Source organism: Staphylococcus sp. HGB0015, from assembly GCF_000411275.1.
Taxonomy (GTDB): Bacteria; Bacillota; Bacilli; order Staphylococcales; family Staphylococcaceae; genus Staphylococcus; species Staphylococcus schleiferi.
The window spans coordinates 1,128,883-1,155,003 of sequence record NZ_KE150417.1 but is presented as its reverse complement, the minus strand read 5'-3'; the positions used below and the strand labels follow the sequence as shown (position 1 = coordinate 1,155,003).

Sequence of the window (26,121 nt, the reverse complement as noted above, 5' to 3'; positions counted from 1 at the left end):
AAATTGCTTAAATAGATTGCGTACCGAGTCGAGACTCCCGAGGCATAGAGCCGAAACCGAAAATCCATTTTGGCTTCTTATGAGCTACAATAAAAGCCAAAATTAGTTGAGGTAAGGCGCCTGGGAAAGCGAGACTCGAAGAAGCAATCGGAAGTTTGCGACTTAATTATTATAGACACATAACCACCATATAAAGTGTACAGCCTTTTAAAATAAGGGACCACTCAACGAAGTGTTGATGAAGAGATGTCTGAGGGAACTGGACGAGCTGAAGCTTACAGGCTGGGGCATGCACCTTGGAAGGAGAAGTCATAATTGTCGTCTCAAGCTCTGAATAAAAAAACACCAAGTATGAATTCATACTTGGTGTCATATAAGCTAACGATTAACGTGAGTAGTACTCAACGATTAATTGCTCGTTGATTTCTGCAGGTAATTCGCTACGCTCTGGAAGACGAACGAAAGTACCTTTTAAGCTATCAGCATCAAAGTCTAAGTAATCAGGTACGAAATTGTTAATTTCAACTGATTCTTCGATGATAGCTAATTTTTGTGATTTTTCACGTACTGAAATCACTTGACCAGGTTTTAAAGTATATGATGGGATATCTACACGTTTACCATCTACTTCAACATGACCGTGACCAACTAATTGACGTGCTTGACGACGTGTACGTGCTAAACCTAAAGAATATACAACTGCATCTAAACGGCTAGCAAGTAAGATCATGAAGTTTTCACCATGGATACCGCCTTGTTTACCAGCAGTTTCAAAAGTGTTACGGAATTGACGTTCAGTCATTCCATATAAGTAACGTAATTTTTGTTTTTCACGTAATTGTAATCCATACTCAGATAATTTTTTACGTTGAGTTGGACCGTGTTGTCCTGGTGCGTAAGGACGTTTTTCTAATTCTTTACCAGTACCTGATAATGAGATACCTAAACGACGAGATTTTTTCCAGCTAGAACCTCTGAATCGAGCCATAATGTGACTCCTCCTTTTTCTTTTTTGTTGTTATGAAAAAACAAAAAAGAGTGTTGAATGCTCAATAGGATATAATGTTTTATGTGTCCTCGCCTCATAGCTCCGGTTACACGGCACGTCCGCTTCGGGAACATTATAGTGCCTATTAATATACAACTGCTATTTTCGTTAATTCACACAAAATTCATTGTACCATTTTGATAGGAAATGTCAAACATAAAATTAAATCAATTTACAAGTGTGATTCTAAGACGTGAACGATGTTTTCAAGTCCTGCTTCATCATCTGCACTAAAACGATTTTGGATAGGGGCGTCAATATCTAACACGCCGACAACTTCACCATTTTTATGTAATGGAATAACTATTTCTGATTGGCTATTCGCATCACATGCTATGTGTCCTGGAAAAGCATGAACATCTTCAACGCGTTGTGTTTTACCTTCTTGTACAGCTGTGCCACAAACTCCTTGTCCCACTTGTATATGAACGCATGCTGTTTTCCCTTGAAATGGTCCAAGAATCAGCGCACCTTCTTTCATTAAATAAAAACCAACCCAGTTAATTTGGTCTAAATTTTCATTGAGTAAAGCCGAAGTATTACTTAAATTGGCAATTAAATCCGTTTCTCCTTCTAGAAGCGCATCCAATTGTCTAGCTAACAATTGATAATCAGTAGACTGTGTCATTTTTTTCACTCGCTTTCAATCAAATTTTATCAATATTATAGCTATCTCAATGCGAGTGCGCAATTTTCTAATACGATTAAAATAAAAATTTGGAAAATGTCTATATATTTTGAGATTTTATTTTAATGCGCCATGAAATTACGTTATAATGGTTTTATGTATTTAGGAGGAGACGAGTGGACATGGCACTATATATTATACTAGCGATTATCATCATTATTTTGACTGCAATCGGAATCTTATTTTATATGCGTTCAAATAAAAGATCGATTATTCAGTCTGCTGAAGAGCGACGCGAAAAATTGAATGCATTGTCTTATGACGAAAGTTTAGAAAAATTACAGACATTACATTTATCTGGGGAGACTAAAACACAGTTTGACGCTTTAAACCAAAATTGGACAGAAAGTTCGACTGAATTTTTAGTTCCTGTAGATGAAAAGATTCATGAAGCGGAAGTTAATCTTGATAAATTCAAATTTTCATTGGCTCAAACTGATATCGATGATGCCCATGCATTAATGGATCAATATGAAGCGAGACATCAGGAGTTAATCGGAAAAGCAGACAAAGTTTTTCAAACACATCAGGAAAGCGATACCATTTATGAGAAAGCAAAAGATGAGCATCGCAAATTAAAAAGAGATGTTTTAGCCAATCGTCATCAATATGGTGAAGCAGCAGGACTATTAGAAAAAGAAATTGAAGCGTTTGAACCTGAATTTGAAGTTTATGAATCGCTTAAAGAAGAAGGCAATTATCAAGAAGCGCATTCGCATATTAAAGCATTAGATCAAGATATTTCTTATTTAAAAGAAGATATGGCTGAAATTCCTGATTTAATCAGAGAAGCACAAAAAGAGTTGCCAGGACAATTTCAAGATCTTAAATATGGTGTACGTGATTTAAAAGTAGAAGGTTATGACTTAGATCATGTGAAGGTGGACAGCACACTCCAAAGTTTGAAAACTGAGCTGAGCTTTGTCGAACCTATGATAAGCCGTCTAGAACTTGATGAAGCCAATGATAAACTCGTTGAAATCAACGACCAACTTGATGAAATGTATGACTTAATCGAGCATGAAGTTAAATCAAAAAATGCAGTTGAAGAATCAAAAGAACGTATTACAAGCGATTTATTTCATGCTAAAGATATGAACTATACATTACAAACTGAAATAGAATATGTGCGCGAAAACTATTACATAAATGAGAGCGATGTTCAAAGTGTTCGCCAATTTGAAAATGAAATTCAAAATTTAATTTCAGTTTACGATGAGATTTTATCAGAAATGGCTAAATCAGCAGTGAGATATAGTGAAGTACAAGATAACTTAAAATATATCGAAGATCACGTTGAGGTCATTAATGAAAAACAAGAAAAGTTACAAAATCACTTAGTTTCATTACGTGAAGATGAGGCGGAAGCAGAAGAGCATATTTTACGTGTACAAGGTAAAAAGGAAGAAATCTATCGACGATTACTTGCTTCTAACCTCACAAGTGTTCCAGAACGCTTTATCATTTTGAAAAATGAAATTGATTACGAAGTGAGAGATGTAAATAAACGCTTTAGTGAGCGCCCAATTAATGTTCAACAGTTAAAAGACAAAGTGAATAAAGTCGTTCTTCAAATGAATAAATTTGAAGATGAGGCGAATGACGTATTAATCAACGCTGTCTATGCTGAACGTTTAATTCAATATGGTAACCGTTATCGAAAAGATAATCACGATTTAGATAAAAGTCTTAATGAAGCAGAAAGACTCTTTAAAAATAATCGTTATAAACGTTCAAGTGAAATTTCTGAACAAGCGCTTGAATTGTTAGAACCAGGTATCGCGCAATATATTGTAAGAGAAGTTTTAGAGCAACAACCTTAAAATGTAATCAAACAATAGGGTTTAAAACCGAGTGAACGATTTAAAATAGGTTCACTCGGTTTTTTTGAGTGCAGGACTTGACCTTAATCAATAAATTTTAGAAAATAGCGATTGTATTTTACATGTAACGGTTGAGTTGTAGTACAATGAAACATGATATTTAAAGAGAGGGAGTTTATAACATGTTATATTTTGATAACGCAGCAACGACGAAACCCGATGCTTCTGTGTTGTCGAGCTTTGTTAAGGTCAATGAACAATTTTACTTCAATCCCAATAGTCCTCACGATAAAGGTTTAGAGGCCGGTCGTTTATTAGAAAATGCGAGAGAACAAATTAAAGCGTCTTTACAGTTGAAAAATGAAGTACTCATTTTTACAAGTGGTGCGACTGAATCTAATAATATGGCACTCAAAGGCGCTGCTTACCAAAAAAGAGCGTTTGGCAATACGATTATTACTTCAGTGCTCGAACATCCTTCCGTATTAGAAGTGATGCGTGAACTTGAAAAAGAAGGGTTTAATTTAAAGTATGTCAAAGTGACTGGGGAAGGTAAAATCAATATTGATCATTTGAAATCTTTACTTTCTAATGACGTCATTTTGGTTACATGTATGCAAGTCAATAACATCATGGGACAAGTGCAACCGATCAAAGAAATAATAGATGCTTTAACAGATTATCCAAAAGTTCATTTTCACGTCGATGCTGTTCAAGCAGTAGGAAAGTATCCTATTCAAATGGAAGGGATTGATAGCCTCTCTATTAGTGGTCACAAGTTTAACGGACTTAAAGGACAAGGGCTCCTTGTATTAAAGAATGTTCATCACATCTATCCAACAATACAGGGTGGTGGGCAAGAATTTGGTTTGAGAAGCGGTACTGTCAATGTGGCAAATAATGTTGCTTTAGCTAAGGCTATTCGGTTAGCTATTGAAAAACAACAAGACACAATGCAATCACTTGAAAGCGTGAATCAATCATTAAGAGATTGGTTAAAAGATTATGAGGGTGTCTATATTAATTCACCTCATGATGCATCTCCTCATATATTGAATTTAGCTTTTCCAGGTGTACGTGGAGAAGTACTCGTGAACGCATTTTCTAAGCATGGTGTCATGATTTCAACGACAAGTGCTTGCTCTTCTAAACATTCAAACATCAACGAAGTATTGCAAGCGATGAATATTTCTGTTGATCGTATTTTAGGAAGTATTCGTCTGTCTTTTGATCAACATACACGTGATGAAGACATTGAGCAATTTAAATCTATTTTTGATCTGGTATATCGGGAAGTTAAGGAGTTGTTAAAATGATTTATGATCATATTTTAGTCAGATATGGCGAATTAACATTAAAAGGAGGAAATCGAAAAACATTCGTAAGCCAATTACGTTCAAATGTAAAACGTGCGCTCATGCCGTTACAAGGGTATGACGTTAAAGCGAATCGTGACCGGATGTATATACAATTAGAACCGAATGCAGATATAGAAGAAATGATGTCACGAATTTCTAAAGTGTTCGGTGTCCATTCGATCAGCCCTGTTTTAAAAATTGAAAAATCAATGGATACGGTTTATCAGCATGCGAAGCTTTTTGCAGAAAGTTATCAAGAAGGCGACACATTCAAAATTGATGTGAAACGCTCTGATAAAACGTTCGAACATGAAACGTTTGCAATTCAACGTATGGTAGGTGGTGCAGTACTCAAAAGTGCACCGCAATTAAAAGTGGATGTAAGAAACCCGAAGCATGAAATTAAGATAGAAGTCAGAAAAGATGCCATCTATATGTATGATCGCATTATCCCCGCTATTGGCGGTCTTCCTGTAGGCACAGGTGGAAAAACTTTACTAATGTTATCGGGAGGTATTGATTCTCCAGTTGCAGGTATGGAAGTGATGCGACGTGGTGTCACAATTGAAGCAATTCATTTCCATAGTCCGCCTTTTACAAGTGAAAAAGCGAAAGAAAAAGTTATTGAATTGACAAGAATTATGGCTGAAAGGGTAGGTACGATTAAATTGCATATCGTGCCATTTACAGAGGTACAAAAACAAATTCATAAAGTCGTAAATGAACGCTATACGATGACTTCTACACGCAGAATGATGTTAAGAATTGCAGATAAAGTCGTTCATAACATTGGTGCAGATGCGATAGTCAATGGTGAAAATTTAGGCCAAGTGGCGAGCCAAACACTCAAAAGTATGTATGCCATTAACGCGGTAACAAACACACCGATATTGAGACCTTTGCTCACTTTAGACAAAGAAGAAATTATTAAAAAAGCGAAAGCAATCGGTACATTTGAGACTTCAATTCAACCTTACGAAGATTGCTGTACGATTTTTACGCCTAAAAATCCGATTACAGAGCCACAATTTGATAAAGTGGTTCAATATGAATCAGGATTTGATTTTGAAGATATGATCAATAAAGCTGTTGAAAACATTGAGACAATCGTTGTCGATAAAAATTACAATGCATATCAAGCAGAACAAGAAGCATGGGATGGCGATTTTTTCTAGTAATTAAGGGGGCTTGACGATGATATTCGAAGTGGATGGGACATTGATTTTAATTGTGATTTTATTAGGGTTTTTGGCTGCATTTATTGATGCTGTGGTCGGTGGTGGGGGCTTGATTTCAATCCCTGCCTTGTTAGCCATTGGTATGCCACCAGCCATGGCCCTTGGAACTAACAAACTGGCGAGCGCATTTGGTTCTTTGACCAGTGCGATTCGCTTTATTCGTTCTGGAAAAGTAGATTTAAATATTGTACTTAAATTATTTCCTCTTTCATTTATTGCGGCCATTATTGGCGCATGCCTCGCTGTGTTTTTACCAGCAAATTTGCTCAAACCTTTAGTAATTTTCATTTTAACGGTTGTTTTATTGTACACACTTTTAAAAAAAGATTGGGGCAGTATTCGGACATACGAAACGCTAACGCCCTTCAAAGTTCTGCTATTGATTGGTTTGATTACAATTATCGGTTTTTATGATGGATTTTTAGGAGGCGGAACAGGCTCCTTCTTATTATTTGTATTTTTATTATTTGGTTTTGATTTCTTAAGTGCAGCAGGCAATGCTAAAGTATTAAATTTTGCATCCAATTTAGGCGCATTATTGCTCTTTATATTTCTTGACCGTGTAGATTATGTTTATGGCTTGATTATGGCGATAAGTATGATTGCGGGTTCATATTGTGGTGCATGGTTTGCTATTAAAAAAGGTGTAGGCTATGTCAAAGTCTTATTTATTGTGATCACGCTCGTTTTAATCTTAAAAAATGCATTCGATTATTTTCAGAGATATTTATAACAGTGAACACGTTCATCAATAAAGTAAAAATGTGAAGAGAAAGTAAAGGTTTTAACAAAAATTCAGCATTACAAATAATCATTTTAAGAAATATCGCGAAAAAAACTTATATTTGTTATTATGAACGTAACCTAAAGGAAAGGACGTCAAAAATGTCGAAAAGAATTATTGCAATAATTTTAGCGAGTGTCATCATAATAGGAGGAATTCTTACCAGTGCATTGACCTCAATTGTTTCTTCTTTTTTTAATGGAGAAGTAAATATTAATGCTGAAGCCCCAAGTACAGTTGTACAAGAAGGCGACAAGTCAAATCAAATTGCAGAAATTACAGTCAATGGTGCAATACAAGATACAGGTGCACCCAGCTTATTTGGTGGCGGCGGTGAGTATAATCACCAAGTAGCTTTAAATCAACTTGAAACAATTAAAAATGATGATTCAATAAAAGGTGTATTGTTAAATGTGAATAGCCCAGGTGGCGGTACATACGAAAGTGATGAGTTTTATCATAAATTGAAAGCAGTTAAAGATGCGGGTAAAAAGATTTACGTACAAATGGAAACTTTAGCAGCTTCTGGTGGTTATTATATTTCGGCACCAGCAGATAAAATTTATGCAGGACCTCAAACATTGACTGGATCTATTGGTGTAATTTCTGAGTCAAAAGATTATTCAAAATTATTGGATGATCTAGGTATTAAGACCAATACGATTAAATCAGGTGCACATAAAGATATTTTAAGTGGCTCTCGTAAAATGACAGATGAAGAGAGACAAATTCTTCAGTCAATTAATAAAGATAGTTTTGATCAATTTGTTGATGTTGTTAAAAAAGCGCGTCACATGTCTGAAGCGAAAGTGAGAAAGCTCGCTGATGGTCGTATTTATAGTGCACAACAAGCAAAAGCAAATGGTCTAATAGATCAAATTGCGTATAAAGATCAAACGTTAAAAGACTTAGAGAAAGCCATTAAAGCAGATGATCCACAAATCATCACTTTTGATCAAAACTCAAGTGATTTAACAAGTTTTCTAGGTATGAAATCATTTGTGAATGGTTTACGCTCAGATGTTCAAAATATCAAACAAATCTTGAACAATGAAGCTCAAACGAGACCGATGTATAAATATGAAGGGTAGGTCGTATGATGGACAGATCAATACAGCAAAACTATAATCCTTCGCAACCAAACTATCATGATATGAATAGTCAGCAGTTTCAACATGGCAATCAACGTGCTAAAAAAACGATAGAACAATATCAATATGAATTAAACGCCTTCTTTTATGCAGGGTTTTGGAGACGTTTCATCAGTTATTTGATAGATTTAGGAATATTGTGGGGGATAACACAAATTGTCCTCAATCCACTCTATGCACTGACGGGTATCGATGAATGGAAATTATGGATTGACTATTTTAGTGTAGGTCATATTTTGGATGCATTGATATACTTTGGTTACTTCGTCTTAATGACCTATTTCTTTCAACAAACAGTTGGAAAGATGATTATGGGGCTAAAAGTATATACGGTCGATATTCATCAACCTAATTGGACGGATGTTCTTTTTAGAGAATGGATTGGTAGACTGATTTCAAATGTCTTGTTCGGTTTGCCTTATCTTGCGGTGATATTTACACCGAAGCATATCGGTATACATGATTACTTTGCCAATACGGTGGTCGTAAAGAATAAATATCTTCATTACATTAAAGAAAATGAAGGTGTCTGACGTGATAACATCATAGCAAGACGATATAATAAAAAAGTAATCTTTTAAGGAGGCACAATAAATGACACAAATTACATTTAAACAAAATCCTATTCAATTATTAGGTAAAGAGGTTAACGTAGGCGATCAGGCACCAGATTTTACTGTCGTTGATAACAGTTTACAAGGTGTGTCTCTCTCTCAATATGATGGGAAGAAAAAAATGATTAATGTCGTACCATCTCTTGACACAGGTGTTTGTGATCAACAAACACGTAAATTTAACGAAGAAGCAAGCACAGAAGACGGTTATGTTTTAACAATTTCGGTTGACTTGCCGTTTGCACAACAAAGATGGTGTGCATCGACGGGCTTAGATAATGTGATTACATTAAGTGATTACCAAAACCATTCATTTGGTGAAAATTATGGTTTAATCATGGAAGGTTTACAATTACTAGCACGCTCTGTGTTTGTTTTAGATGAAAACAATAAAGTGGTTTATAAAGAAATTGTACCTGAAGGCACAGATTTTCCGAATTTCGAAGCGGCACTTGAAGCTTATCGAAACGTTTAAACTGGTATTATTAGGGCAATCATAGTCATTATTGGGGGAGATGAAGAAGTCCCAATTGTATGGATAGACTTCTGATTCGTCCCCTGTTTTTGTGAAAGGATGATTTGATGACAGAATCAAAATCGATAATGGAAAAATTGTTCCAACAAATCGATGAATTGACGCAACAATTAAATGAAGAAAATGGTCAAAGCTTTATCGAAAATTTAGGTTTAGCGATGGAACGTATTTATACATCGCAACGCGAATTGTTAGAGCAAGCGACATTACAAGATAGAAGAAAAGCTTTTCAATTTGCATACTTAAATCAGTTGCAAAAAGAAGAAGTTCAAGCGAATCATCAGATTACGCCTGACTCTATTGGATTGATTTTAGGTTTCTTAGTTTCTCAATTTCAACAAGACCAGTCCGAGTTGCACATTGCTGATTTAGGTAGCGGTGCAGGTCATCTAAGTGCGACAATTCATGAGGTGATGACGGATTATACATTGATGCATCATCTTGTTGAAGTAGACCCCGTGCTTTCAAGAGTCAGTGTGCACCTGGCTAACTTCCTAGAAATTCCTTTTGATGTATATCCACAAGATGCAATTATGCCTTTACCTTTTGAAGATGCAGATGTTGTTGTAGGAGATTTGCCTATTGGTTATTATCCGAATGATAGTCGAAGCGAACAGTTACAGTTAGGCTTTGAAGAGGGACACAGTTTCTCACATTATCTATTTATTGAGCAAGCGGTTCACGCGGTTAAGCCATCAGGATACGTTTTCTTAGTTGTGCCAAGCCTAATTTTTGAAGGCGAGCATGTGAAACAGTTAGAAAATTTCATTGCAACAGAAACAGAAATGCAAGCGTTTCTTAATTTACCAAAGAATTTATTCAAAAATGAGCGTGCGCAAAAATCAATCTTAATTTTACAACGTAAGGAACAACACGTCACAACGCCTGCAGAAGTTTTACTCGCAAATATTCCAGATTTTAAAAATCCACAAAATTTTCAACAATTTTTATCTGAACTAACGGCTTGGTTGTCACAAAATCACCCTAAAAATTAAGCTGTTGCACTCTTGAAATCAAACTGTATTAATGGTTAAATAGATTTAAATAAATTAAAAATATTGGAGGCCGTTTACATGTCAAAGTTAATTTTGGCGATTAACGCTGGTAGCTCATCATTGAAATTTCAATTAATTGAAATGCCAGAAGAAAAACTTATCACAAAAGGTTTAATCGAGCGTATTGGTTTAAAAGATTCAATTTTTACCATTGAATTCAATGGCGAAAAATTTAAAGAGGTAGAAGATATTAAAGACCATGAACAAGCTGTTAACATTATGTTAGAAAGCTTACAAAAACATGGTATCATCAATGATATTAATGACATTGACGGTACAGGTCATCGTGTGGTTCATGGTGGAGAAGTTTTCCCTCAATCAGCGCTTGTTAATGACCAAGTTGTAAGTGATATTGAAAGCTTAACAGATTTGGCACCACTTCATAATCCAGCGAATTTAATGGGTATTTTAGCTTTTAGAAAGCTTTTACCAAATATTCCGCATGTGGCTGTGTTTGATACATCTTTCCATCAAACAATGCTTGAATCTGCGTACCTTTATAGTTTACCTTATGATTACTATAAAAAATATGGTATTCGTAAATATGGCTTCCACGGTACAAGTCACAAATATGTATCACAACGTGCAGCAGAAATTTTAAATAAACCTGTTGAAGAATTGCGCATCATTTCATGTCACATTGGTAACGGTGCTTCAATTGCTGCGATTGATGGTGGAAAATCAATTGATACCTCAATGGGATTCACGCCATTAGCAGGTGTGACAATGGGAACACGTTCAGGTAATATCGACCCAGCACTTATTCCATTCATCATGGAAAAAACAGGTAAAACTGCAGATGAAGTATTAAATATTTTAAATAAAGAGTCTGGTTTATTAGGTATTACAGGCACTTCTTCTGATTTACGTGATATTGAAGGTGATGCAAAAGAAGGCAACGAACGTGCAGAACTTGCATTAGAAGTATTCGCTTCACGTATCCATAAATACATGGGATCATATGCGACACGTATGCATGGCGTTGATGTAATTATCTTCACTGCTGGTGTGGGTGAAAACTCTGATACAGTACGTGCGCGTGTATTAGAAGGATTAGAATTTATGGGCGTTTATTGGGATCCTCGTAAAAACGAAGGATTACGTGGTAAAGAAGCTGAATTAAACTACCTACATTCACCGGTTAAAGTGTTAGTGATTCCAACGAATGAAGAAGTAATGATTGCACGAGATGTAATGACTTTTGGTGAGTTAGCTTAATTTGTTGGAAAAATTAGTTTACATCGTATAAGCGACTTAAGTTATAAAGAATTCAAACTATGAAATCACATAATAAGGATGACGTAAGGGTTCGTGAAACGTGTTTAGTCACGCGCGTCATCTGATTGAGGTAGAACTGAAATCAAAACGATTTTAGCTCTACCTTTTCTGTTTTAGGAGAGGGGGGCGAAGAGGTTTTTGAATGCATTTAATTATTAAAATAAAACAGTGAGCGACTATTAATTCGCTCACTGCATAAAAGATGTGCTCTAAAAATATGACATCTTTAAATATAATTCACTTTATTAAGATTAGGTTTAAATGCTAAAGTCTTTCAAAAATTCTTCAGTCGCAACTTTTGGTTCAAAGTTTTCTGGGATTTGTTCAGTACGAACGACAAGTACGTCACAAGTTGCATGGCGAACAATCGCTTCAGATACTGAGCCGACAATAAAGCGTTCAACAGCATTAAGCCCTGAAGTCCCACACATGACTAAGTCTACGCCTGATTCGTCTTCACTTGCTAACTTAGGAATAATTGATTTTGGAGATCCGAATTCTAAACGTGTTTCAACATTATGAACCCCTTCATCTTCGGCAACTTGACGGTAGCCGTCCAATAATTTTTCGGCAAATGATTTTGATTTTTCAGTAAAATGTGAATCATATACTTCAAATGATGTGTAAGTTCTAGAATCAATGACATTCACTACTGTTAACTTTGCATCGTTACGTTTTGCAACGGCAAGTGCTTTATTGAACGCCCATTCTGCTTCATGAGAACCATCAACAGCAATCAAAATATTTTTGTACATAAACATAGAGAAAACCCCTTTCTTATTTCACTTTTATTATATCATAAAATTTTGCAAATGAATCGGATTTTAAATGTGTTGATTTTACAAAAATTTAATGATTGCGCTTACATAATGTATGCGTTATCATGAGTTTGGAGGTGCAAGGAGTATGAGAATTGGAATTCCAAGAGAAATTAAAAATAATGAAAATCGTGTAGGTTTATCACCAAGCGGTGTGCACGCTTTAGTTGAGGCAGGACATGAAGTCCTTGTAGAAACACGTGCCGGTGAGGGGTCTTATTTCGAGGATATTGACTACGTTCAAGCGGGGGCTGAAATCAGCGATAGTCAATCACAAGTTTGGGACGTAGATATGGTCATTAAAGTAAAGGAACCATTATCAGAGGAATATGCTTATTTTAAAGAAGGTCTCATTCTGTTTACTTATCTTCATTTAGCGAATGAACCAGAATTAACTCAAGCACTCATCGATAAAAAAGTGGTAGCCATTGCATATGAAACAGTGCAATTAGCTGATCGAACATTACCACTTCTTACACCAATGAGTGAGGTTGCAGGACGGATGTCGACTCAAATAGGGGCGCAATTTTTACAACGTTTTAACGGTGGCATGGGTATTTTATTAGGGGGTATCCCCGGTGTACAAAAAGGTAAGGTAACAATTATTGGTGGGGGCCAAGCAGGGACTAATGCTGCAAGAATCGCGTTAGGTCTTGGCGCAGATGTTACCATCCTTGATGTAAATCCAAAACGTTTACAAGAGCTTGAAGATTTATTTGATGGTCGTGTTCAAACCATCATGTCTAATCCATTAAATATCGAGGCACATGTTATCGAAAGTGACTTAGTGATTGGTGCTGTCTTAATTCCAGGAGCAAAAGCACCTAAGTTAGTTACTGAAGCGATGATTAAAAAGATGAAACCTGGCTCAGTTGTTGTTGACATTGCCATTGATCAAGGTGGTATTTTTGAAACGACAGATCGTATCACAACGCATGATAATCCAACTTATATTAAACATGATGTTGTCCATTATGCTGTCGCAAATATGCCAGGTGCAGTACCACGTACATCGACAATTGGCTTAAACAACGCGACCTTACCGTATGCGTTGCAGCTTGCGAATAAAGGTTATCAACGTGCACTCATAGAGAATGAACCACTCTCACATGGATTGAATGTGTTTGCTGGCCAAATTACAAATAAAGCTGTTGCTGATGCATTTAATTACAGTTATACGTCTGTAAGTGATGCATTAAAAGAGACAGTATAATATTTGATAAAGTAAGAAGCGGAACAGCGATTTAATCGATGCTGTTCCGCTTCCTTATTTGTATGAATCTTTCCACTTAGGTTTTTGTTTAATAATTTATTTGCTTTAACAGATTACTGATCTAATGGTGTCTCATAATCTTCATTTACAATCGGGCTACCGTGTACTTCTTGGAATGGAAACAGCTCTAAAAGGTGGGGTAAGTTTTGATAGTTGATACCGCCACCAGGCATGATTTCTATTCTTCCTTTTAATTGTGTCACAAATTTTGCGATGCGTGGTAAGTTATCAATTAAATCAGTATCAGGTAGTCCGCCGTGAGTCAGTAATCTTTGTACACCAAGGTCTATTAGCTCTTGTAATGCTTTTGTTTGTCCTGCTGGATATATATAATCAAAAGCCATATGACAGACAGTAGGGATTGGATGTGCAAGTGATATGAGTGTTTTCATTTGAAATGTATTTAAAGTTTGATTGGGCGTTAAACAACCGAAAACAAAGGCATCGACGGAAAGTGACTTCAACAGTTGAATATCTGCTTGCATCGCTTCAAATTCATACCAGTTGTAACAAAAGTCACCACCTCGTGGTCGAATCATGACTGCGAGTTCTGCACCATGAAGTCGACACATTTCACTTGCAATTTTCACCATACCGTAACTCGGTGTCGTTCCCAATTGAGTCATGTTGTCACAAAGCTCAATTCGATGTGCACCTGCTTTTAACTTCGCCTCTACTTCACGTAACGACGATGCGACAGCTTCCTTTATCATTTTGGATAATTCGATAAGCGGACATGACCATTTTCAGTAACGAGAATATCATCTTCAATTCTAACGCCTGCAACGCCAGGAACATAAATTCCTGGTTCAATTGTTAAAACCATACCTGCTTCTAATAAATGATCGTTTGTATGAGAAATGTCTTGATACTCATGCGCTTCAAGTCCTAAACCATGTCCAAGACGATGCGGGAAGTATTCTCCAAACCCTGCGTTTTCAATAATACCCCGTGCTTTGCAATCAAGGTCGCTAATTTTAACGCCCGGTTGAATGAGTTCGATTGCTTCTGTCTCAGCTTGTAATACAATTTGATAGATTTCTTGTGCTTTTTGGTCTGGATTGCCAAATGGAATCGTGCGGGTAATATCACTGCAATAATGGTTGTAAATGACACCCAAATCGAATAACACGTATTCATCATTTTTTAGTTTTCTGTCACCAGGTGTACCATGTGGTGCAGCAGCATGGTCACCAAAAAGAACCATAGTATCAAAACTCATTTCTGATACCCCGTAATGTTTAATCTCGTTTTCGATATGATTGACAACTTCACGTTCGGTTACACCTTCTTTTAAAAAGGCTTTACCAATTTCCATACATTTGTCAGCCAGGTGTGCAGCTTCTGCTAACGCTTTAATTTCATCATCTGTTTTAACATTACGTAATTGCTTGATTGTTTGATCAATTGGCGCAAATGTTTTTGTGCCAAACGCCTCTTTCAAAGCATGATATCTTTGAACTGTTAAATGACTTTCTTCTATCAACAATTTGTCATAATGATTTGGGTGCTTGTCAAATGGATTTTCAGTATCTAAATAACCAATAATTTGACCTTCAAAAGGTGAATTTTTAACTTCTTCCACTTCGAGTTGTGGACAGAACAAAATAGGTTCACCCTCTTTTCTAACAAGCAATGCAAATAAGCGTTCATGAGGATCTGATTTATATCCTGTAAAATAGAAAATGTTGATAGGATGTGAAATCCATGCGGCATCCGCTTCATTTTCTTTTAATGCTTGTACGATTTGATCTAACTTTGACATAAAAGCGCCTCCTTATATCTTTTCTTCTATTTTATTCTAGCTCATCAAAGAATGCAAAATAGAGGGTATCGTTTTTTCGTTTATGAATTGCAGCATAAAGAAGATAAAATAAAAAATAGCCGAAGTAGAACAATAAAATTTAGATTTCAAAGGATTAACTTGTTAATATTGAGGTATAGCTATAAAGAGGCAAAGATGGTTAAAAGGAGGATACAAACATGAAGTTATCATTTCATGGTCAATCAACGGTTTATTTTGAAGCGAATGGGAAGTCAGGTATTATAGATCCTTTTATTACAGGTAATGACTTATCAGATTTAAATGTTGAAGATTTAAAAGTGGATTATATTATACTCACACATGGACATGAAGATCATTTTGGTGACACAGTTGAACTTGCCAATCGCAATCATGCCACTGTGATCGGTAGTGCTGAAGTAGCTAATTATTTATCTACGGCCAAAGGTATTGAAAATGTACATCCTATGAATATTGGTGGAAAATGGGAATTTGATTTTGGTGTTGTAAAATTTGTACAAGCTTTTCATAGTTCAAGTTTAACGAACGATGAAGGTATTCCAATCTATTTAGGCATGCCAATGGGTGTGATATTAGAATTAGATGGAAAAACGATATATCACGCAGGAGATACAGGTTTATTCAGTGATATGAAATTAATCGCAGAACGACACCCTGTTGATGTTTGTTTCGTGCCTATTGGAGATAATTTCACAATGGGAATTGAAGACGCAAGTTATGCAATCAATCATTTAATTAAACCGAAACTCACAGTACCGATTCATTACAATACGTTTCCTTTAAATGAACAAGACCCGGTTAAATTTAAAGAAGCGGTTTATGAAGGTCGCGTTCAAATCTTAAAACCAGGTGAAGTTGTCGAATTTTAATCAAATAAAGACAAGGAACTTGAGAATAGAATCACTTTTGATTTCTATTGCTCATATCCTTGTCTTTTTGTTTGTAGTTATTAAAACAGTTGAGGTGTCTATCGTTTTTGTATGGTTACCACAAACGCATTTACAAACGATTATTTAACGATAAGGACTGGGATTTTAGCACGTTTTGCTACTTTATGACTCACACTGCCTAAGACGAATTTTTGAGCTGCTTCTGCTTTGCGATTACTGAGCACAACAATATCATATTGACCACTATTCGCATATGTCACGATTTTTTCTTTTGGATTGCCGCGCTCAATCACTTCTTCATATTGAATACCATGTTCTTCTAATGTTTCTCGTGTAGGGGCCATTTGTGTATGGCGAATATGTTTGAGCTCATCAATATGTGTCCCCATTTTTACTGAGGCTTGGGCGTCCTGTTCTGCGATGATATTGAGCATTGTTACAGTTGTCGTCTTACCTGAAAGTTTCACAACTTCTTGCAATGCTTTTGTGTTTTTTAAATCTGTGTCAACTGCCAGTAAAATATTTTTATGCATCTCTATCATCCTCCTTATATCCAGTCTAAACAAAATTAAAATGAAATGCCATCTTTTATAAGTATGAATATGCATGACGATAACTTCGCAATACAATTTGAAAAACGTTATAATATACAAGTAATCCAAAATGTATGAATAAAATTAAAAGATAAAGCCGAAAAGTAAAAAAAATAAACACACTTTCGTTTGGATGTCAGACGACAGATGAATGACTAATTCTTTTTTATAGTCACGAGGTGTGTATGCTGGTTGAAACTTTTCATATTGTCGTGACAAATGTAGAATCATATAAAATTTAATCAAATCGAGGGAGACACATGACAAAGCATGAGCAAATTATTAAACATATAGAATCGTTATCAGTGGGCCAAAAGATATCCGTACGCAAAATTGCAAAAGACTTAGATGTGTCGGAAGGAACGGCGTATCGTGCCATAAAAGATGCAAATCAACGCGGCTTGGTTGCAACGATTGACCGTGTTGGAACAGTGAGAATAGAGAAAAAAACAAGAGCAAAAGTAGATCATTTGACGTTTAGAGAAATTGCCAAAATTGTGGATGGCCATTTGATTGCTGGCAGAGGCGGTCAATTTAACTCTTTAACAAAATTTGCGATTGGTGCAATGGAAGTGGATAATGTCGTAAATTATGTATCGAAAAACACATTGCTCATTGTCGGAAATCGTCTCGATGTGCAAAAAGCGGCACTTGAAAAGGGGAGTGCAATACTCATTACAGGTGGTTTTGATACAACAGATGAAATTAAAACGATGGCAAATGATCAAAATCTGCCTATTATTTCATCAAATTATGATACTTTTATGGTAGCCAATATAATTAATAGAGCAATGTATAATCAAATGATAAAGAAAGAAATTATGGTTGTTGAGGATATTGTGATTCCAATTGAAGAAACATCTTATTTGTATGATGAAATGACTGTTGCCGATGTTGGGAAAAAGTCTCATGAGTCTTCACACTCACGTTTTCCAGTAGTGGATCGCTATGAAAAATTAGCCGGACTTATTACAAGTAAGGATATTATTGGTAAAAATCCTGAAGAAAAATTACATAAAGTCATGAAAAAACCAGCGATTAGTGTACAATTAAATACTACAGTTGCAAGTTGTGCACATTTAATGATTTGGGAAGGAATCGAATTGCTACCCGTTATTAATGCACAAAAACGATTAATAGGTGTCATTTCAAGGGAAGATGTCTTGAAAGCAATGCAAATTGTTGGACGGCAACCGCAAGTGGGTGAAACAATAAACGATCAGGTTGCTAAACATATCGAAATTAGAAACAATCAAATTGTAGTAGAAGTTACACCTCAATTAACCAATCAATTCGGAACTTTAAGTAAATCTGTCACAGTGGCAATTATTGAAGAAACAATTAAGTCAGTTATGCGAAAACATAAAAAATTAGAGGTTATGATTGAAAGTTTGAACATTTTTTATATTCGTACGGTACAGATTGAAAGCGAAGTTGAAGTCCTCTATACCATTTTAGACATGGGAAGAAATTTTGCTAAAGTTGAAGTTTCAATGGAAAGTGCAAAACAACCTGTGGCTAAAGCTTTAATTATGTGTCAACTACTAGACCATTAGGGAGTGAATATTATGAAATTAATAGAAGAAATTCAAAATAAAATTCAGGCATTTGATACGATTATTATTCATCGCCATGTGAGACCCGATCCAGATGCGATGGGATCACAAATGGGATTAAAATATTATTTGAAAGCAAAATATCCTGAAAAATTGGTTTTTGCAGTGGGACAAGTAGAACCTTCACTTGCGTTTATGAGCGATTTAGACCAAGTAGAAAGTGAACAATATCAAGATGCACTTGTCATTGTATGTGATACTGCAAATGCACCGCGTATTGATGGTGCACGGTACAGCGAAGGTCAAGCGTTAATCAAAATCGATCATCATCCACCGGTAGATGATTATGGTGACATTAATTATGTCGATGTCGATGCTTCGTCTACGAGCGAAATCATCTTTGATATCATTCGACATTCTGGAGATCTTGAAATTTTAAATAAAGCCATCGCATCATCGTTATATCTTGGAATTGTTGGAGACACGGGACGTTTCTTCTTCAGTAATACGTCTCCTAAAACGATGGAAATCGCAAGTGAACTTTTAAAATATGATATCGGGCATGATCAATTACTCAATCAATTGGGTGAAAAAGAACCCCGTTTAATGCCATTTCATGGGTACGTGCTCCAAAATTTTGAATTAGATGAAAAAGGTTTTTGTAAAGTTAAAATCACGGCAGATGTATTAGAAAAATACCAAATTCAACCGAATGAAGCATCACTCTATGTCAATGCGGTTGCTGATTTAAAAGGATTAAAAATATGGGTATTTGCTGTTGATGAAGGTAAAGAAATACGCTGTCGCATTCGTTCTAAACAAATAACGATTAACGATGTCGCTGCACAATTTGGTGGCGGGGGGCACCCCAACGCAGCAGGTGCTTCTGTACATTCTTGGGATGAATTTGAAACGCTTGCCACGAAATTAAAAAATAAATTGTAAAAGAAGGTGTCTACGATGGTTGCCCATTTAAATATTCATACTTCATATGAACTTTTAAATTCAAGTATAACAATTAAAGGGGCAATTGCGCGTGCGATTGAATTAGGCTACTCAGCTATTGCGATTACAGATTTAAATGTCATGTATGGTGTGCCTCAGTTTTATGACGAGTGTACTAAAAAAGGCATTAAACCGTTGCTTGGGATGACGGTATATATCACAGATCAACTGAACGTTTTAGAAGTGGTTCTCATCGCTAAAAATAACGAAGGTTTGAAAAATCTTTTTCAATTGTCAACAGATATTCAAGTCAACCAACGGGAACAAGTATCGATTTACGATATTCAAGCGTATCTACAACATAATGTCGTTATTTTTAAAAATATGACTGAGCAAACATTGCATTGGTTAGACGAAATACCTATAGAAAGTTCATATTATGTGAATCATCATTCCGTTGTAGACCATGCGATACCTCGTGTTTATTTGGAAAGTGCTTTTTATTTAAAACCCGAAGATAAAGATACATTAAAAGTCTTAAATGCCATTCGTGATAATACAAAAGTGAATTTTGTAGACAACGAAGATGGACCTTCACGTCATATGTTTACCATAAACGAACTAAGTGAAGCTGAAATCAATGCACAATATGTGAACGCTACGGATGAGGTGGCAGATTTATGTGAGGCAAAACTTGAATATCATCAAGCACTGCTTCCAGAGTTTCAAACACCTGATGGTAGCTCTGCTGATCATTATTTATGGCGGGTATTGGAACAGTCGTTACAAAATATGGGGTTATCAAAACCGGATTATATGGAACGGTTAAAATATGAATATCAAGTCATCACTAAAATGGGTTATGCCGATTATTTTCTCATAGTGAGTGACTTAATCCGTTATGCCAAATCAAATGGTGTCATGGTAGGACCGGGTCGGGGTTCATCAGCAGGGTCTTTGGTCAGTTATTTACTCAATATTACGACCATTGACCCCTTGAAGTATGACTTACTTTTTGAGCGCTTTCTCAACCCTGAGCGTGTCACAATGCCAGATATTGATATCGACTTTGAAGATACACAGAGAGAAAAAGTCATCCAATATGTACAAAACAAATATGGTGATTATCGTGTGGCAGGTATTGTCACTTTTGGTCATTTACTTGCCAAAGCAGTGGCAAGAGATGTGGGGCGAGTGATGGGATTTGATGAAACAACGTTGAGTGAAGCTTCTAAACTTATTCCTAGTAAATTAGGTGTGACCCTTGATGAAGCTTATGCACAAGAGAATTTTAAAGCATTTGTGCATCGAAATCATAGAAATGAACGTTGGTTCGAATTTTGTAAAAAACTTGAAGGTTTACCTCGGAACACATCTACGCACGCAGCGGGTGTAATTGTCAATGACCAGCCATTATACGAATCCATTCCGCTTACTGAAGGTGACACAGGACTTTTAACACAGTGGACGATGACTGAGGCTGAAAAAATCGGTTTATTAAAAATTGATTTCTTAGGATTACGTAATCTCACAATCATTCATCAAATCATTAAACAAATTAAACATGATATGAAAATCGATTTAAATATTGAGGAGATTCCTTTTGATGACAAGGAAGTATTTCGACTTCTTTCAAAAGGCGAAACGACAGGTATTTTCCAATTAGAGTCTGACGGGGTTCGCCGTGTATTGCAAAAACTACAGCCTGAGCATTTTGAAGATATAGTAGCTGTGACCTCTTTATATCGACCTGGCCCGATGGAAGAAATTCCAACATATATTCGACGACGTCATGATCCTTCGCAAGTTCAATATTTACATCCAGATTTAGAACCGATTCTAAAAAGGACTTACGGCGTGATTATATATCAAGAACAGATTATGCAAATTGCGAGTCAATTTGCAGGTTTTTCATATGGTGAAGCTGATATTTTAAGACGTGCAATGAGCAAAAAGAATAGAGAAGTATTGGAAAATGAACGCCAGCATTTTATGGATGGTGCAATGAAGAAGGGCTATGCTAATGCGTTGAGCAGTCAAATTTTTGATTTAATATTGAAATTTGCTGATTACGGTTTTCCTAGAGCCCATGCCGTGAGCTATTCGAAAATTGCTTATATCATGACTTATTTGAAAGTGCACTATCCAACTTATTTTTATGCCAACATATTGAGTAATGTCATTGGAAACGAAGCAAAGACACAATTAATGATTCAAGAAGCTAAACAACAGCAGATTAAAATTCATGGCCCGCATATTAACTGGAGTCAATGGCGCTATGTCGCCACACAAAAAGGTGTTTATATCTCATTAGGTGCTATCAAAGGAATCGGATATCAAAGTGTACAAGCTATTGTGTCAGAGCGCATCGAGCACGGGCCTTTTAAAGACTTTTTTGATTTTTGTGATCGTATCCCTAATCGAATACGAACGAGACGCTTACTTGAAGCACTTATTTTAACTGGGGCTTTAGATTGTTTCGACAAGAATAGAGCGACACTTTTACAGTCCATTGACAAAGTAACCGACTCTAACAGTGATATTGATCAAAGTTTTGTAGATACGTTTGCAACAATTAAAAGAGATTACCTTGAAACAGAAGAAATGCCAGAACAACAGTTAAGTGACTATGAAAAGCAATATCTCGGCTTTTACGTTTCGATGCATCCAGTGGAGAAACAATTTGTGAAAAAGCAATATCTCGGCATTTACCAATTGAATAGCAAATTAATCAATCAACCTATTTTAGTAACAATGGATGCGATTCGTGTTATCCGAACAAAACAAGGGCAACAAATGGCTTTCGTTGAGTTGAATGATGGGGAACACACTGTAGATGGTGTCATCTTTCCAAAAGTCTTTCAAAGTTTCGCGGAACTTATTCAAGAAAATGCTTATTATATTGTTTGGGGTAAATTTGAAAAAAGAAATGAAAAGATGCAGATGATAATTCAAAAGATAACGCCGCTTGAACAATATGAAGAGGAAAAGAAGAACGCTGTAAATCGAATTGTGATTAGGGAAACAGTACCGGAAGGGTTACAAAATCAACTGTTTTCAGCAAAATCGAAAACGACAGTGCCGGTCTATTTCTACAACGAATCATCGAATCAATTTCAGCCTATAGGTGATATTGAAAAGAACTCTGAGCAACTGACGCAGTTATTAAAAGCGATTGAACCACAACATATTCGTTTGTTATAATGGTATATAATTTTGTAGGGTATCTTCTATGTACTTGCTGTCAGAAGGTTACTTTGACATGTTTTTAGAATGTGCTATATTATAATGGCGATAAAATAAGGACTTATTCATAAAAAATGAATTTATATTATAATTGGAGATGATGGTGAATGTCTTTAAGAGACGATGCATTGCATATGCATAAAGAAAATCAAGGTAAACTAGCTGTTTGTCCAAAGGTTAAAGTAACAAATAAAGAAGAACTTAGTTTGGCCTATTCACCTGGGGTAGCAGAACCCTGTAAAGATATTCATGAACGACCAAGCCGTGTCTATGATTACACGATGAAAAGTAATACTGTAGCTGTCATTTCAGATGGGACAGCTGTTCTAGGATTAGGAAACATTGGTGCTGAAGCAAGTATTCCTGTTATGGAAGGTAAAGCCGTATTATTTAAAAGTTTTGCGGGTGTCGATGCAATTCCGTTATCTCTATCAACGAATGATACAGAAGAAATTATTCGTACTGTTAAACTTTTAGAACCTAATTTTGGTGGCGTCAATTTAGAAGATATTTCTGCACCGCGTTGTTTTGAAATTGAAGAACGTTTGAAAAAAGAAACAAAAATCCCTGTTTTTCATGATGATCAACATGGGACAGCAATTGTAACTGTTGCTGGACTTATTAATGCGCTTAGAATTGTTAACAAAGACTTAGCAGACATTAAAGTGATTTTAAATGGTGCAGGCGCAGCAGGTATCGCTATTGTTAAATTATTATATTCTTATGGTGTTCGAAATATGATTATGTGTGACTCTAAAGGTGCCATTTTTGAAGGTAGATCATATGGTATGAATTCTACTAAAGAAACTGTTGCGAAATGGACAAATAAAGACAAGCAAGAAGGTAAATTAGAAGACGTGATTAAAGACTCAGATGTCTTCATTGGTGTATCAGTTGCAGATGCGCTTTCAGAAGACATGGTGAAATCAATGAATGAAGATGCTATCATTTTTGCGATGGCGAATCCAAATCCAGAAATCACACCAGATAAAGCTAAAAATGCAGGGGCTAAAGTTATCGGTACAGGCCGTTCTGATTTTCCAAATCAAATCAATAACGTACTCGCATTTCCGGGTATATTCCGTGGTGCGTTAGATGTTCGCGCAACACATATCAATGAAGATATGAAACAAGCCGCTGTTGAAGCGATTGCGAACTTAATAACAGATGAAGAAAGAAATGCTGATTATGTGATTCCAGGACCATTTGATTATCGTGTAGCACCTTCTGTTGCAAGAGAAGTTGCACGTGCTGCAATGGAATCAGGTGTCGCAAGAATCGAAGTTGATCCAGAAGCGGTATACGAAAAAACGTTATCACTTACTGATTTAAATAAGTCAAAATAAGCTGATTGATAGCCGATGGTTATGTGGAGGTAATAGAGATGTTCAAAGATTTTTTTAATCGTAATTCTAAAAAGAAGAAATATGTTACGGTTCAAGATTCAAAACAGAATGAAGTTCCAGAAGGCATCATGACAAAATGTCCTAACTGTAAAAAGATAATGTATACAAAAGAGCTAACTGAAAACTTAAATGTTTGTTTTAATTGTGATCATCATATACAACTTTCTGCATATGATCGAATTGATGCCATTTCGGATGAAGGAACTTTTGAAGAATTTGATAAGGGGATGACCTCTGCAAATCCATTAAACTTTCCTGGCTATGAAGAAAAACTTGAAAAAGACCAAGAAAAAACAGGATTAAATGAAGCAATCGTAACAGGCACTGCCGAACTTAATGGGAATAAGTTTGGTGTAGGTGTCATGGACCCAAGATTCAGAATGGGGAGTATGGGTTCAGTTGTCGGGGAAAAAATTTGTCGTATCGTTGACCATTGTACTGAAGAACGTTTGCCGTTTGTTTTATTCACGGCTTCTGGTGGTGCACGTATGCAAGAAGGTATTATTTCGTTGATGCAAATGGCTAAAACGAGTGTATCTTTAGAAAAGCATTCAAATGCTGGCTTATTATTTATTTCTTATATGACACATCCAACAACTGGTGGAGTTTCTGCTAGTTTCGCTTCTATTGGAGATATCAATCTTGCTGAGCCAAAAGCTCTGATTGGCTTTGCAGGTCGACGTGTGATTGAACAAACGATTAACGAAAAATTACCGGATGATTTTCAAACCGCTGAATTTTTATTGGAGCATGGCCAATTGGATAAGGTTGTACACCGTAGCGAAATGAAAAAAACACTTGCTACATTATTTGATATGCATCGTGAGGTGAAAAAGTAATGCTTGATTTTGAAAAGCCAATTCAAGATATTATGAATAAAATTGAATCTTTACAGGAGACTCAGGCAAAAAATGATGTTGATTTGTCTGATGAAATTGAGATTCTTGAAGCAGCATTACAAACAGAAAAAGAAAAAATTTATACATCTTTGAAGCCTTGGGATCGTGTACAAATAGCAAGATTACCTGAAAGACCTACTGTTTTGGACTATATTCCATTTATCTTTGATGATTTTATAGAACTACACGGCGATCGAAACTTCAGAGATGATCCTGCGATTATCGGTGGATTAGCATATTTAGACGGCCGTCCAGTAACAGTAATTGGGCATCAACGCGGGAAAGATACGAAAGATAATATTTATCGTAACTTCGGTATGGCTCATCCAGAAGGATACCGTAAGGCTTTGAGATTGATGAAAGAAGCGGAAAAGTTCAACCGCCCTATTTTTACATTTATCGATACGAAAGGTGCTTATCCAGGTAAAGCTGCCGAAGAACGCGGTCAAAGTGAATCCATCGCACGAAATCTCGTCGATATGGCGGGGCTCACTGTTCCTGTAATCTCTATTGTTATTGGAGAAGGAGGAAGTGGGGGTGCACTTGGTTTAGGTGTGAGTAACCGATTATTAATGTTAGAAAATAGTACATACTCTGTTATATCTCCTGAAGGTGCAGCAGGCATTTTATGGAAAGATAGTGCTTTAGCAAAAATTGCGGCGGAAACAATGAAAATTACAGCCTATGATTTATTAGAGCTTAATATAATCGATGAAGTGGTCAAAGAACCTCTTGGTGGTGCGCATCATGATGCAGAAGCCTTAGGTAAAAGCATTAAAGAAAAATTCACGCGCCATTTAAAGGCATTTGAAAATATGACATCTGAAGCGATTAAAGAGGATCGTTTTGAGAAGTTCCGAAATATTGGTTCTTTTGTAGAATAAAATCTATCGTTTAAATTGAACTTCAAATATGCAGATGACATGAAATTTGTATAATGATAGTGCCATTGTAGAAATTTTGAATAAGATAAATCTGAGCTAAAACCCGAGATGATTGTTTTAAAAAATCTCGGGTTTTAGCTTTTTAAAGTAAATATTCCGTTCTACTTTTGTTTTGCTTAATTATATTTATTATTTGAAGCCTTCATTTAAAAAAGTTACACTATTGGACGGTACG

The 26,121-nt window shown here is 36.0% G+C and carries 23 protein-coding genes; 17 read left to right on the top strand and 6 right to left on the bottom strand.

The window, feature by feature from the left end; genetic code table 11:
* Nucleotides 1-385: 385 nt before the first annotated feature.
* Nucleotides 386-988, bottom strand: a complete 603-nt coding sequence (gene rpsD / locus HMPREF1208_RS05355; protein ID WP_016425342.1) for a 30S ribosomal protein S4 — start codon at nucleotides 986-988, stop codon at nucleotides 386-388.
* Nucleotides 989-1,220: 232 nt separating this feature from the next.
* The gene (locus HMPREF1208_RS05350) at nucleotides 1,221-1,676 is read right to left on the bottom strand and encodes a GAF domain-containing protein (RefSeq protein WP_016425341.1); all 456 of its coding nucleotides are present in this window, start codon (nucleotides 1,674-1,676) and stop codon (nucleotides 1,221-1,223) included.
* A 182-nt stretch (nucleotides 1,677-1,858) separates the two neighbouring features.
* On the opposite strand from HMPREF1208_RS05350, the gene ezrA reads away from it, so the two are divergent.
* The 9 genes from ezrA to HMPREF1208_RS05305 all read left to right on the top strand — a co-directional run bounded on the left by ezrA (nucleotide 1,859) and on the right by HMPREF1208_RS05305 (nucleotide 11,512).
* The gene (gene ezrA, locus HMPREF1208_RS05345) at nucleotides 1,859-3,559 is read left to right on the top strand and encodes a septation ring formation regulator EzrA (RefSeq protein ID WP_016425340.1); all 1,701 of its coding nucleotides are present in this window, start codon (nucleotides 1,859-1,861) and stop codon (nucleotides 3,557-3,559) included.
* A gap of 182 nt (nucleotides 3,560-3,741) precedes the next feature.
* The gene (locus tag HMPREF1208_RS05340) at nucleotides 3,742-4,875 is read left to right on the top strand and encodes a cysteine desulfurase family protein (RefSeq protein ID WP_016425339.1); all 1,134 of its coding nucleotides are present in this window, start codon (nucleotides 3,742-3,744) and stop codon (nucleotides 4,873-4,875) included.
* The gene (thiI, locus tag HMPREF1208_RS05335; RefSeq protein WP_016425338.1) at nucleotides 4,872-6,092 is read left to right on the top strand and encodes a tRNA uracil 4-sulfurtransferase ThiI; all 1,221 of its coding nucleotides are present in this window, start codon (nucleotides 4,872-4,874) and stop codon (nucleotides 6,090-6,092) included. The genes HMPREF1208_RS05340 and thiI overlap by 4 nt, the downstream gene beginning before the upstream one ends.
* Before the next feature lie 19 nt (nucleotides 6,093-6,111).
* Complete coding sequence (locus HMPREF1208_RS05330) at nucleotides 6,112-6,888, top strand: sulfite exporter TauE/SafE family protein (protein WP_016425337.1); 777 nt, start codon at nucleotides 6,112-6,114, stop codon at nucleotides 6,886-6,888.
* 152 nt (nucleotides 6,889-7,040) lie between these two features.
* Nucleotides 7,041-8,030 (top strand): signal peptide peptidase SppA, encoded by a 990-nt coding sequence (sppA, locus tag HMPREF1208_RS05325; RefSeq protein WP_016425336.1) that lies wholly within the window; start codon nucleotides 7,041-7,043, stop codon nucleotides 8,028-8,030.
* An 8-nt stretch (nucleotides 8,031-8,038) separates the two neighbouring features.
* Nucleotides 8,039-8,623, top strand: coding sequence for an RDD family protein (locus HMPREF1208_RS05320; protein ID WP_016425335.1), 585 nt, complete (start codon nucleotides 8,039-8,041; stop codon nucleotides 8,621-8,623).
* 61 nt (nucleotides 8,624-8,684) lie between these two features.
* Nucleotides 8,685-9,179, top strand: coding sequence for a thiol peroxidase (gene tpx / locus HMPREF1208_RS05315; protein WP_016425334.1), 495 nt, complete (start codon nucleotides 8,685-8,687; stop codon nucleotides 9,177-9,179).
* Nucleotides 9,180-9,286: 107 nt separating this feature from the next.
* Nucleotides 9,287-10,234, top strand: a complete 948-nt coding sequence (locus tag HMPREF1208_RS05310; protein ID WP_016425333.1) for a class I SAM-dependent methyltransferase — start codon at nucleotides 9,287-9,289, stop codon at nucleotides 10,232-10,234.
* 78 nt (nucleotides 10,235-10,312) lie between these two features.
* Complete coding sequence (locus HMPREF1208_RS05305) at nucleotides 10,313-11,512, top strand: acetate kinase (protein ID WP_016425332.1); 1,200 nt, start codon at nucleotides 10,313-10,315, stop codon at nucleotides 11,510-11,512.
* Between the two features lie 317 nt (nucleotides 11,513-11,829).
* Here HMPREF1208_RS05305 and HMPREF1208_RS05300 read toward each other — a convergent pair whose 3' ends face one another.
* The gene (locus HMPREF1208_RS05300; protein ID WP_016425331.1) at nucleotides 11,830-12,333 is read right to left on the bottom strand and encodes a universal stress protein; all 504 of its coding nucleotides are present in this window, start codon (nucleotides 12,331-12,333) and stop codon (nucleotides 11,830-11,832) included.
* Nucleotides 12,334-12,478: 145 nt separating this feature from the next.
* On the opposite strand from HMPREF1208_RS05300, the gene ald reads away from it, so the two are divergent.
* A complete protein-coding gene (ald, locus tag HMPREF1208_RS05295) occupies nucleotides 12,479-13,603 on the top strand; it encodes an alanine dehydrogenase (RefSeq protein WP_016425330.1) in 1,125 nt (374 codons plus the stop codon).
* Nucleotides 13,604-13,716: 113 nt separating this feature from the next.
* Here ald and HMPREF1208_RS05290 read toward each other — a convergent pair whose 3' ends face one another.
* Nucleotides 13,717-14,376 (bottom strand): copper homeostasis protein CutC, encoded by a 660-nt coding sequence (locus tag HMPREF1208_RS05290; RefSeq protein ID WP_016425329.1) that lies wholly within the window; start codon nucleotides 14,374-14,376, stop codon nucleotides 13,717-13,719.
* Entirely contained in the window at nucleotides 14,373-15,428 is a 1,056-nt protein-coding gene (locus HMPREF1208_RS05285) for a M24 family metallopeptidase (RefSeq protein ID WP_016425328.1), read from the bottom strand. Before HMPREF1208_RS05285 ends, HMPREF1208_RS05290 begins: the two co-directional genes overlap by 4 nt.
* A 218-nt stretch (nucleotides 15,429-15,646) precedes the next feature.
* Between HMPREF1208_RS05285 and HMPREF1208_RS05280 the strand changes: the two genes are divergently transcribed.
* Nucleotides 15,647-16,336, top strand: a complete 690-nt coding sequence (locus HMPREF1208_RS05280; protein ID WP_016425327.1) for a metal-dependent hydrolase — start codon at nucleotides 15,647-15,649, stop codon at nucleotides 16,334-16,336.
* A 140-nt stretch (nucleotides 16,337-16,476) separates the two neighbouring features.
* Here HMPREF1208_RS05280 and HMPREF1208_RS05275 read toward each other — a convergent pair whose 3' ends face one another.
* Complete coding sequence (locus HMPREF1208_RS05275; RefSeq protein WP_016425326.1) at nucleotides 16,477-16,890, bottom strand: universal stress protein; 414 nt, start codon at nucleotides 16,888-16,890, stop codon at nucleotides 16,477-16,479.
* A 320-nt stretch (nucleotides 16,891-17,210) separates the two neighbouring features.
* Between HMPREF1208_RS05275 and HMPREF1208_RS05270 the strand changes: the two genes are divergently transcribed.
* From HMPREF1208_RS05270 to HMPREF1208_RS05245, 6 genes are all read left to right on the top strand, one after another.
* Nucleotides 17,211-18,506, top strand: a complete 1,296-nt coding sequence (locus tag HMPREF1208_RS05270; protein ID WP_016425325.1) for a DRTGG domain-containing protein — start codon at nucleotides 17,211-17,213, stop codon at nucleotides 18,504-18,506.
* Between the two features lie 12 nt (nucleotides 18,507-18,518).
* A complete protein-coding gene (locus HMPREF1208_RS05265) occupies nucleotides 18,519-19,451 on the top strand; it encodes a DHH family phosphoesterase (RefSeq protein ID WP_016425324.1) in 933 nt (310 codons plus the stop codon).
* A 15-nt stretch (nucleotides 19,452-19,466) separates the two neighbouring features.
* Nucleotides 19,467-22,655 carry a DNA polymerase III subunit alpha gene (locus tag HMPREF1208_RS05260; RefSeq protein ID WP_016425323.1) on the top strand — a complete coding sequence of 1,063 codons (3,189 nt, stop codon included), beginning with the start codon at nucleotides 19,467-19,469 and terminating at the stop codon, nucleotides 22,653-22,655.
* A gap of 149 nt (nucleotides 22,656-22,804) precedes the next feature.
* Nucleotides 22,805-24,043: an NAD(P)-dependent malic enzyme gene (locus HMPREF1208_RS05255; RefSeq protein ID WP_016425322.1), complete on the top strand. Its 1,239-nt coding sequence runs from the start codon at nucleotides 22,805-22,807 to the stop codon at nucleotides 24,041-24,043.
* Nucleotides 24,044-24,081: 38 nt separating this feature from the next.
* Entirely contained in the window at nucleotides 24,082-24,942 is an 861-nt protein-coding gene (gene accD / locus HMPREF1208_RS05250; RefSeq protein WP_016425321.1) for an acetyl-CoA carboxylase, carboxyltransferase subunit beta, read from the top strand.
* The gene (locus HMPREF1208_RS05245) at nucleotides 24,942-25,886 is read left to right on the top strand and encodes an acetyl-CoA carboxylase carboxyltransferase subunit alpha (protein WP_016425320.1); all 945 of its coding nucleotides are present in this window, start codon (nucleotides 24,942-24,944) and stop codon (nucleotides 25,884-25,886) included. The genes accD and HMPREF1208_RS05245 overlap by 1 nt, the downstream gene beginning before the upstream one ends.
* Nucleotides 25,887-26,121 lie beyond the last annotated feature (235 nt).

What these genes read in the sequence shown, in the direction of transcription:
- rpsD (WP_016425342.1), bottom strand. Translation starts at nt 988, where the DNA reads ATGGCTCGATTCAGAGGTTCTAGCTGGAAAAAATCTCGTCGTTTAGGT.
- HMPREF1208_RS05350 (WP_016425341.1), bottom strand. Translation starts at nt 1,676, where the DNA reads ATGACACAGTCTACTGATTATCAATTGTTAGCTAGACAATTGGATGCG.
- ezrA (WP_016425340.1), top strand. Translation starts at nt 1,859, where the DNA reads ATGGCACTATATATTATACTAGCGATTATCATCATTATTTTGACTGCA.
- HMPREF1208_RS05340 (WP_016425339.1), top strand. Translation starts at nt 3,742, where the DNA reads ATGTTATATTTTGATAACGCAGCAACGACGAAACCCGATGCTTCTGTG.
- thiI (WP_016425338.1), top strand. Translation starts at nt 4,872, where the DNA reads ATGATTTATGATCATATTTTAGTCAGATATGGCGAATTAACATTAAAA.
- HMPREF1208_RS05330 (WP_016425337.1), top strand. Translation starts at nt 6,112, where the DNA reads ATGATATTCGAAGTGGATGGGACATTGATTTTAATTGTGATTTTATTA.
- sppA (WP_016425336.1), top strand. Translation starts at nt 7,041, where the DNA reads ATGTCGAAAAGAATTATTGCAATAATTTTAGCGAGTGTCATCATAATA.
- HMPREF1208_RS05320 (WP_016425335.1), top strand. Translation starts at nt 8,039, where the DNA reads ATGGACAGATCAATACAGCAAAACTATAATCCTTCGCAACCAAACTAT.
- tpx (WP_016425334.1), top strand. Translation starts at nt 8,685, where the DNA reads ATGACACAAATTACATTTAAACAAAATCCTATTCAATTATTAGGTAAA.
- HMPREF1208_RS05310 (WP_016425333.1), top strand. Translation starts at nt 9,287, where the DNA reads ATGACAGAATCAAAATCGATAATGGAAAAATTGTTCCAACAAATCGAT.
- HMPREF1208_RS05305 (WP_016425332.1), top strand. Translation starts at nt 10,313, where the DNA reads ATGTCAAAGTTAATTTTGGCGATTAACGCTGGTAGCTCATCATTGAAA.
- HMPREF1208_RS05300 (WP_016425331.1), bottom strand. Translation starts at nt 12,333, where the DNA reads ATGTTTATGTACAAAAATATTTTGATTGCTGTTGATGGTTCTCATGAA.
- ald (WP_016425330.1), top strand. Translation starts at nt 12,479, where the DNA reads ATGAGAATTGGAATTCCAAGAGAAATTAAAAATAATGAAAATCGTGTA.
- HMPREF1208_RS05290 (WP_016425329.1), bottom strand. Translation starts at nt 14,376, where the DNA reads ATGATAAAGGAAGCTGTCGCATCGTCGTTACGTGAAGTAGAGGCGAAG.
- HMPREF1208_RS05285 (WP_016425328.1), bottom strand. Translation starts at nt 15,428, where the DNA reads ATGTCAAAGTTAGATCAAATCGTACAAGCATTAAAAGAAAATGAAGCG.
- HMPREF1208_RS05280 (WP_016425327.1), top strand. Translation starts at nt 15,647, where the DNA reads ATGAAGTTATCATTTCATGGTCAATCAACGGTTTATTTTGAAGCGAAT.
- HMPREF1208_RS05275 (WP_016425326.1), bottom strand. Translation starts at nt 16,890, where the DNA reads ATGCATAAAAATATTTTACTGGCAGTTGACACAGATTTAAAAAACACA.
- HMPREF1208_RS05270 (WP_016425325.1), top strand. Translation starts at nt 17,211, where the DNA reads ATGACAAAGCATGAGCAAATTATTAAACATATAGAATCGTTATCAGTG.
- HMPREF1208_RS05265 (WP_016425324.1), top strand. Translation starts at nt 18,519, where the DNA reads ATGAAATTAATAGAAGAAATTCAAAATAAAATTCAGGCATTTGATACG.
- HMPREF1208_RS05260 (WP_016425323.1), top strand. Translation starts at nt 19,467, where the DNA reads ATGGTTGCCCATTTAAATATTCATACTTCATATGAACTTTTAAATTCA.
- HMPREF1208_RS05255 (WP_016425322.1), top strand. Translation starts at nt 22,805, where the DNA reads ATGTCTTTAAGAGACGATGCATTGCATATGCATAAAGAAAATCAAGGT.
- accD (WP_016425321.1), top strand. Translation starts at nt 24,082, where the DNA reads ATGTTCAAAGATTTTTTTAATCGTAATTCTAAAAAGAAGAAATATGTT.
- HMPREF1208_RS05245 (WP_016425320.1), top strand. Translation starts at nt 24,942, where the DNA reads ATGCTTGATTTTGAAAAGCCAATTCAAGATATTATGAATAAAATTGAA.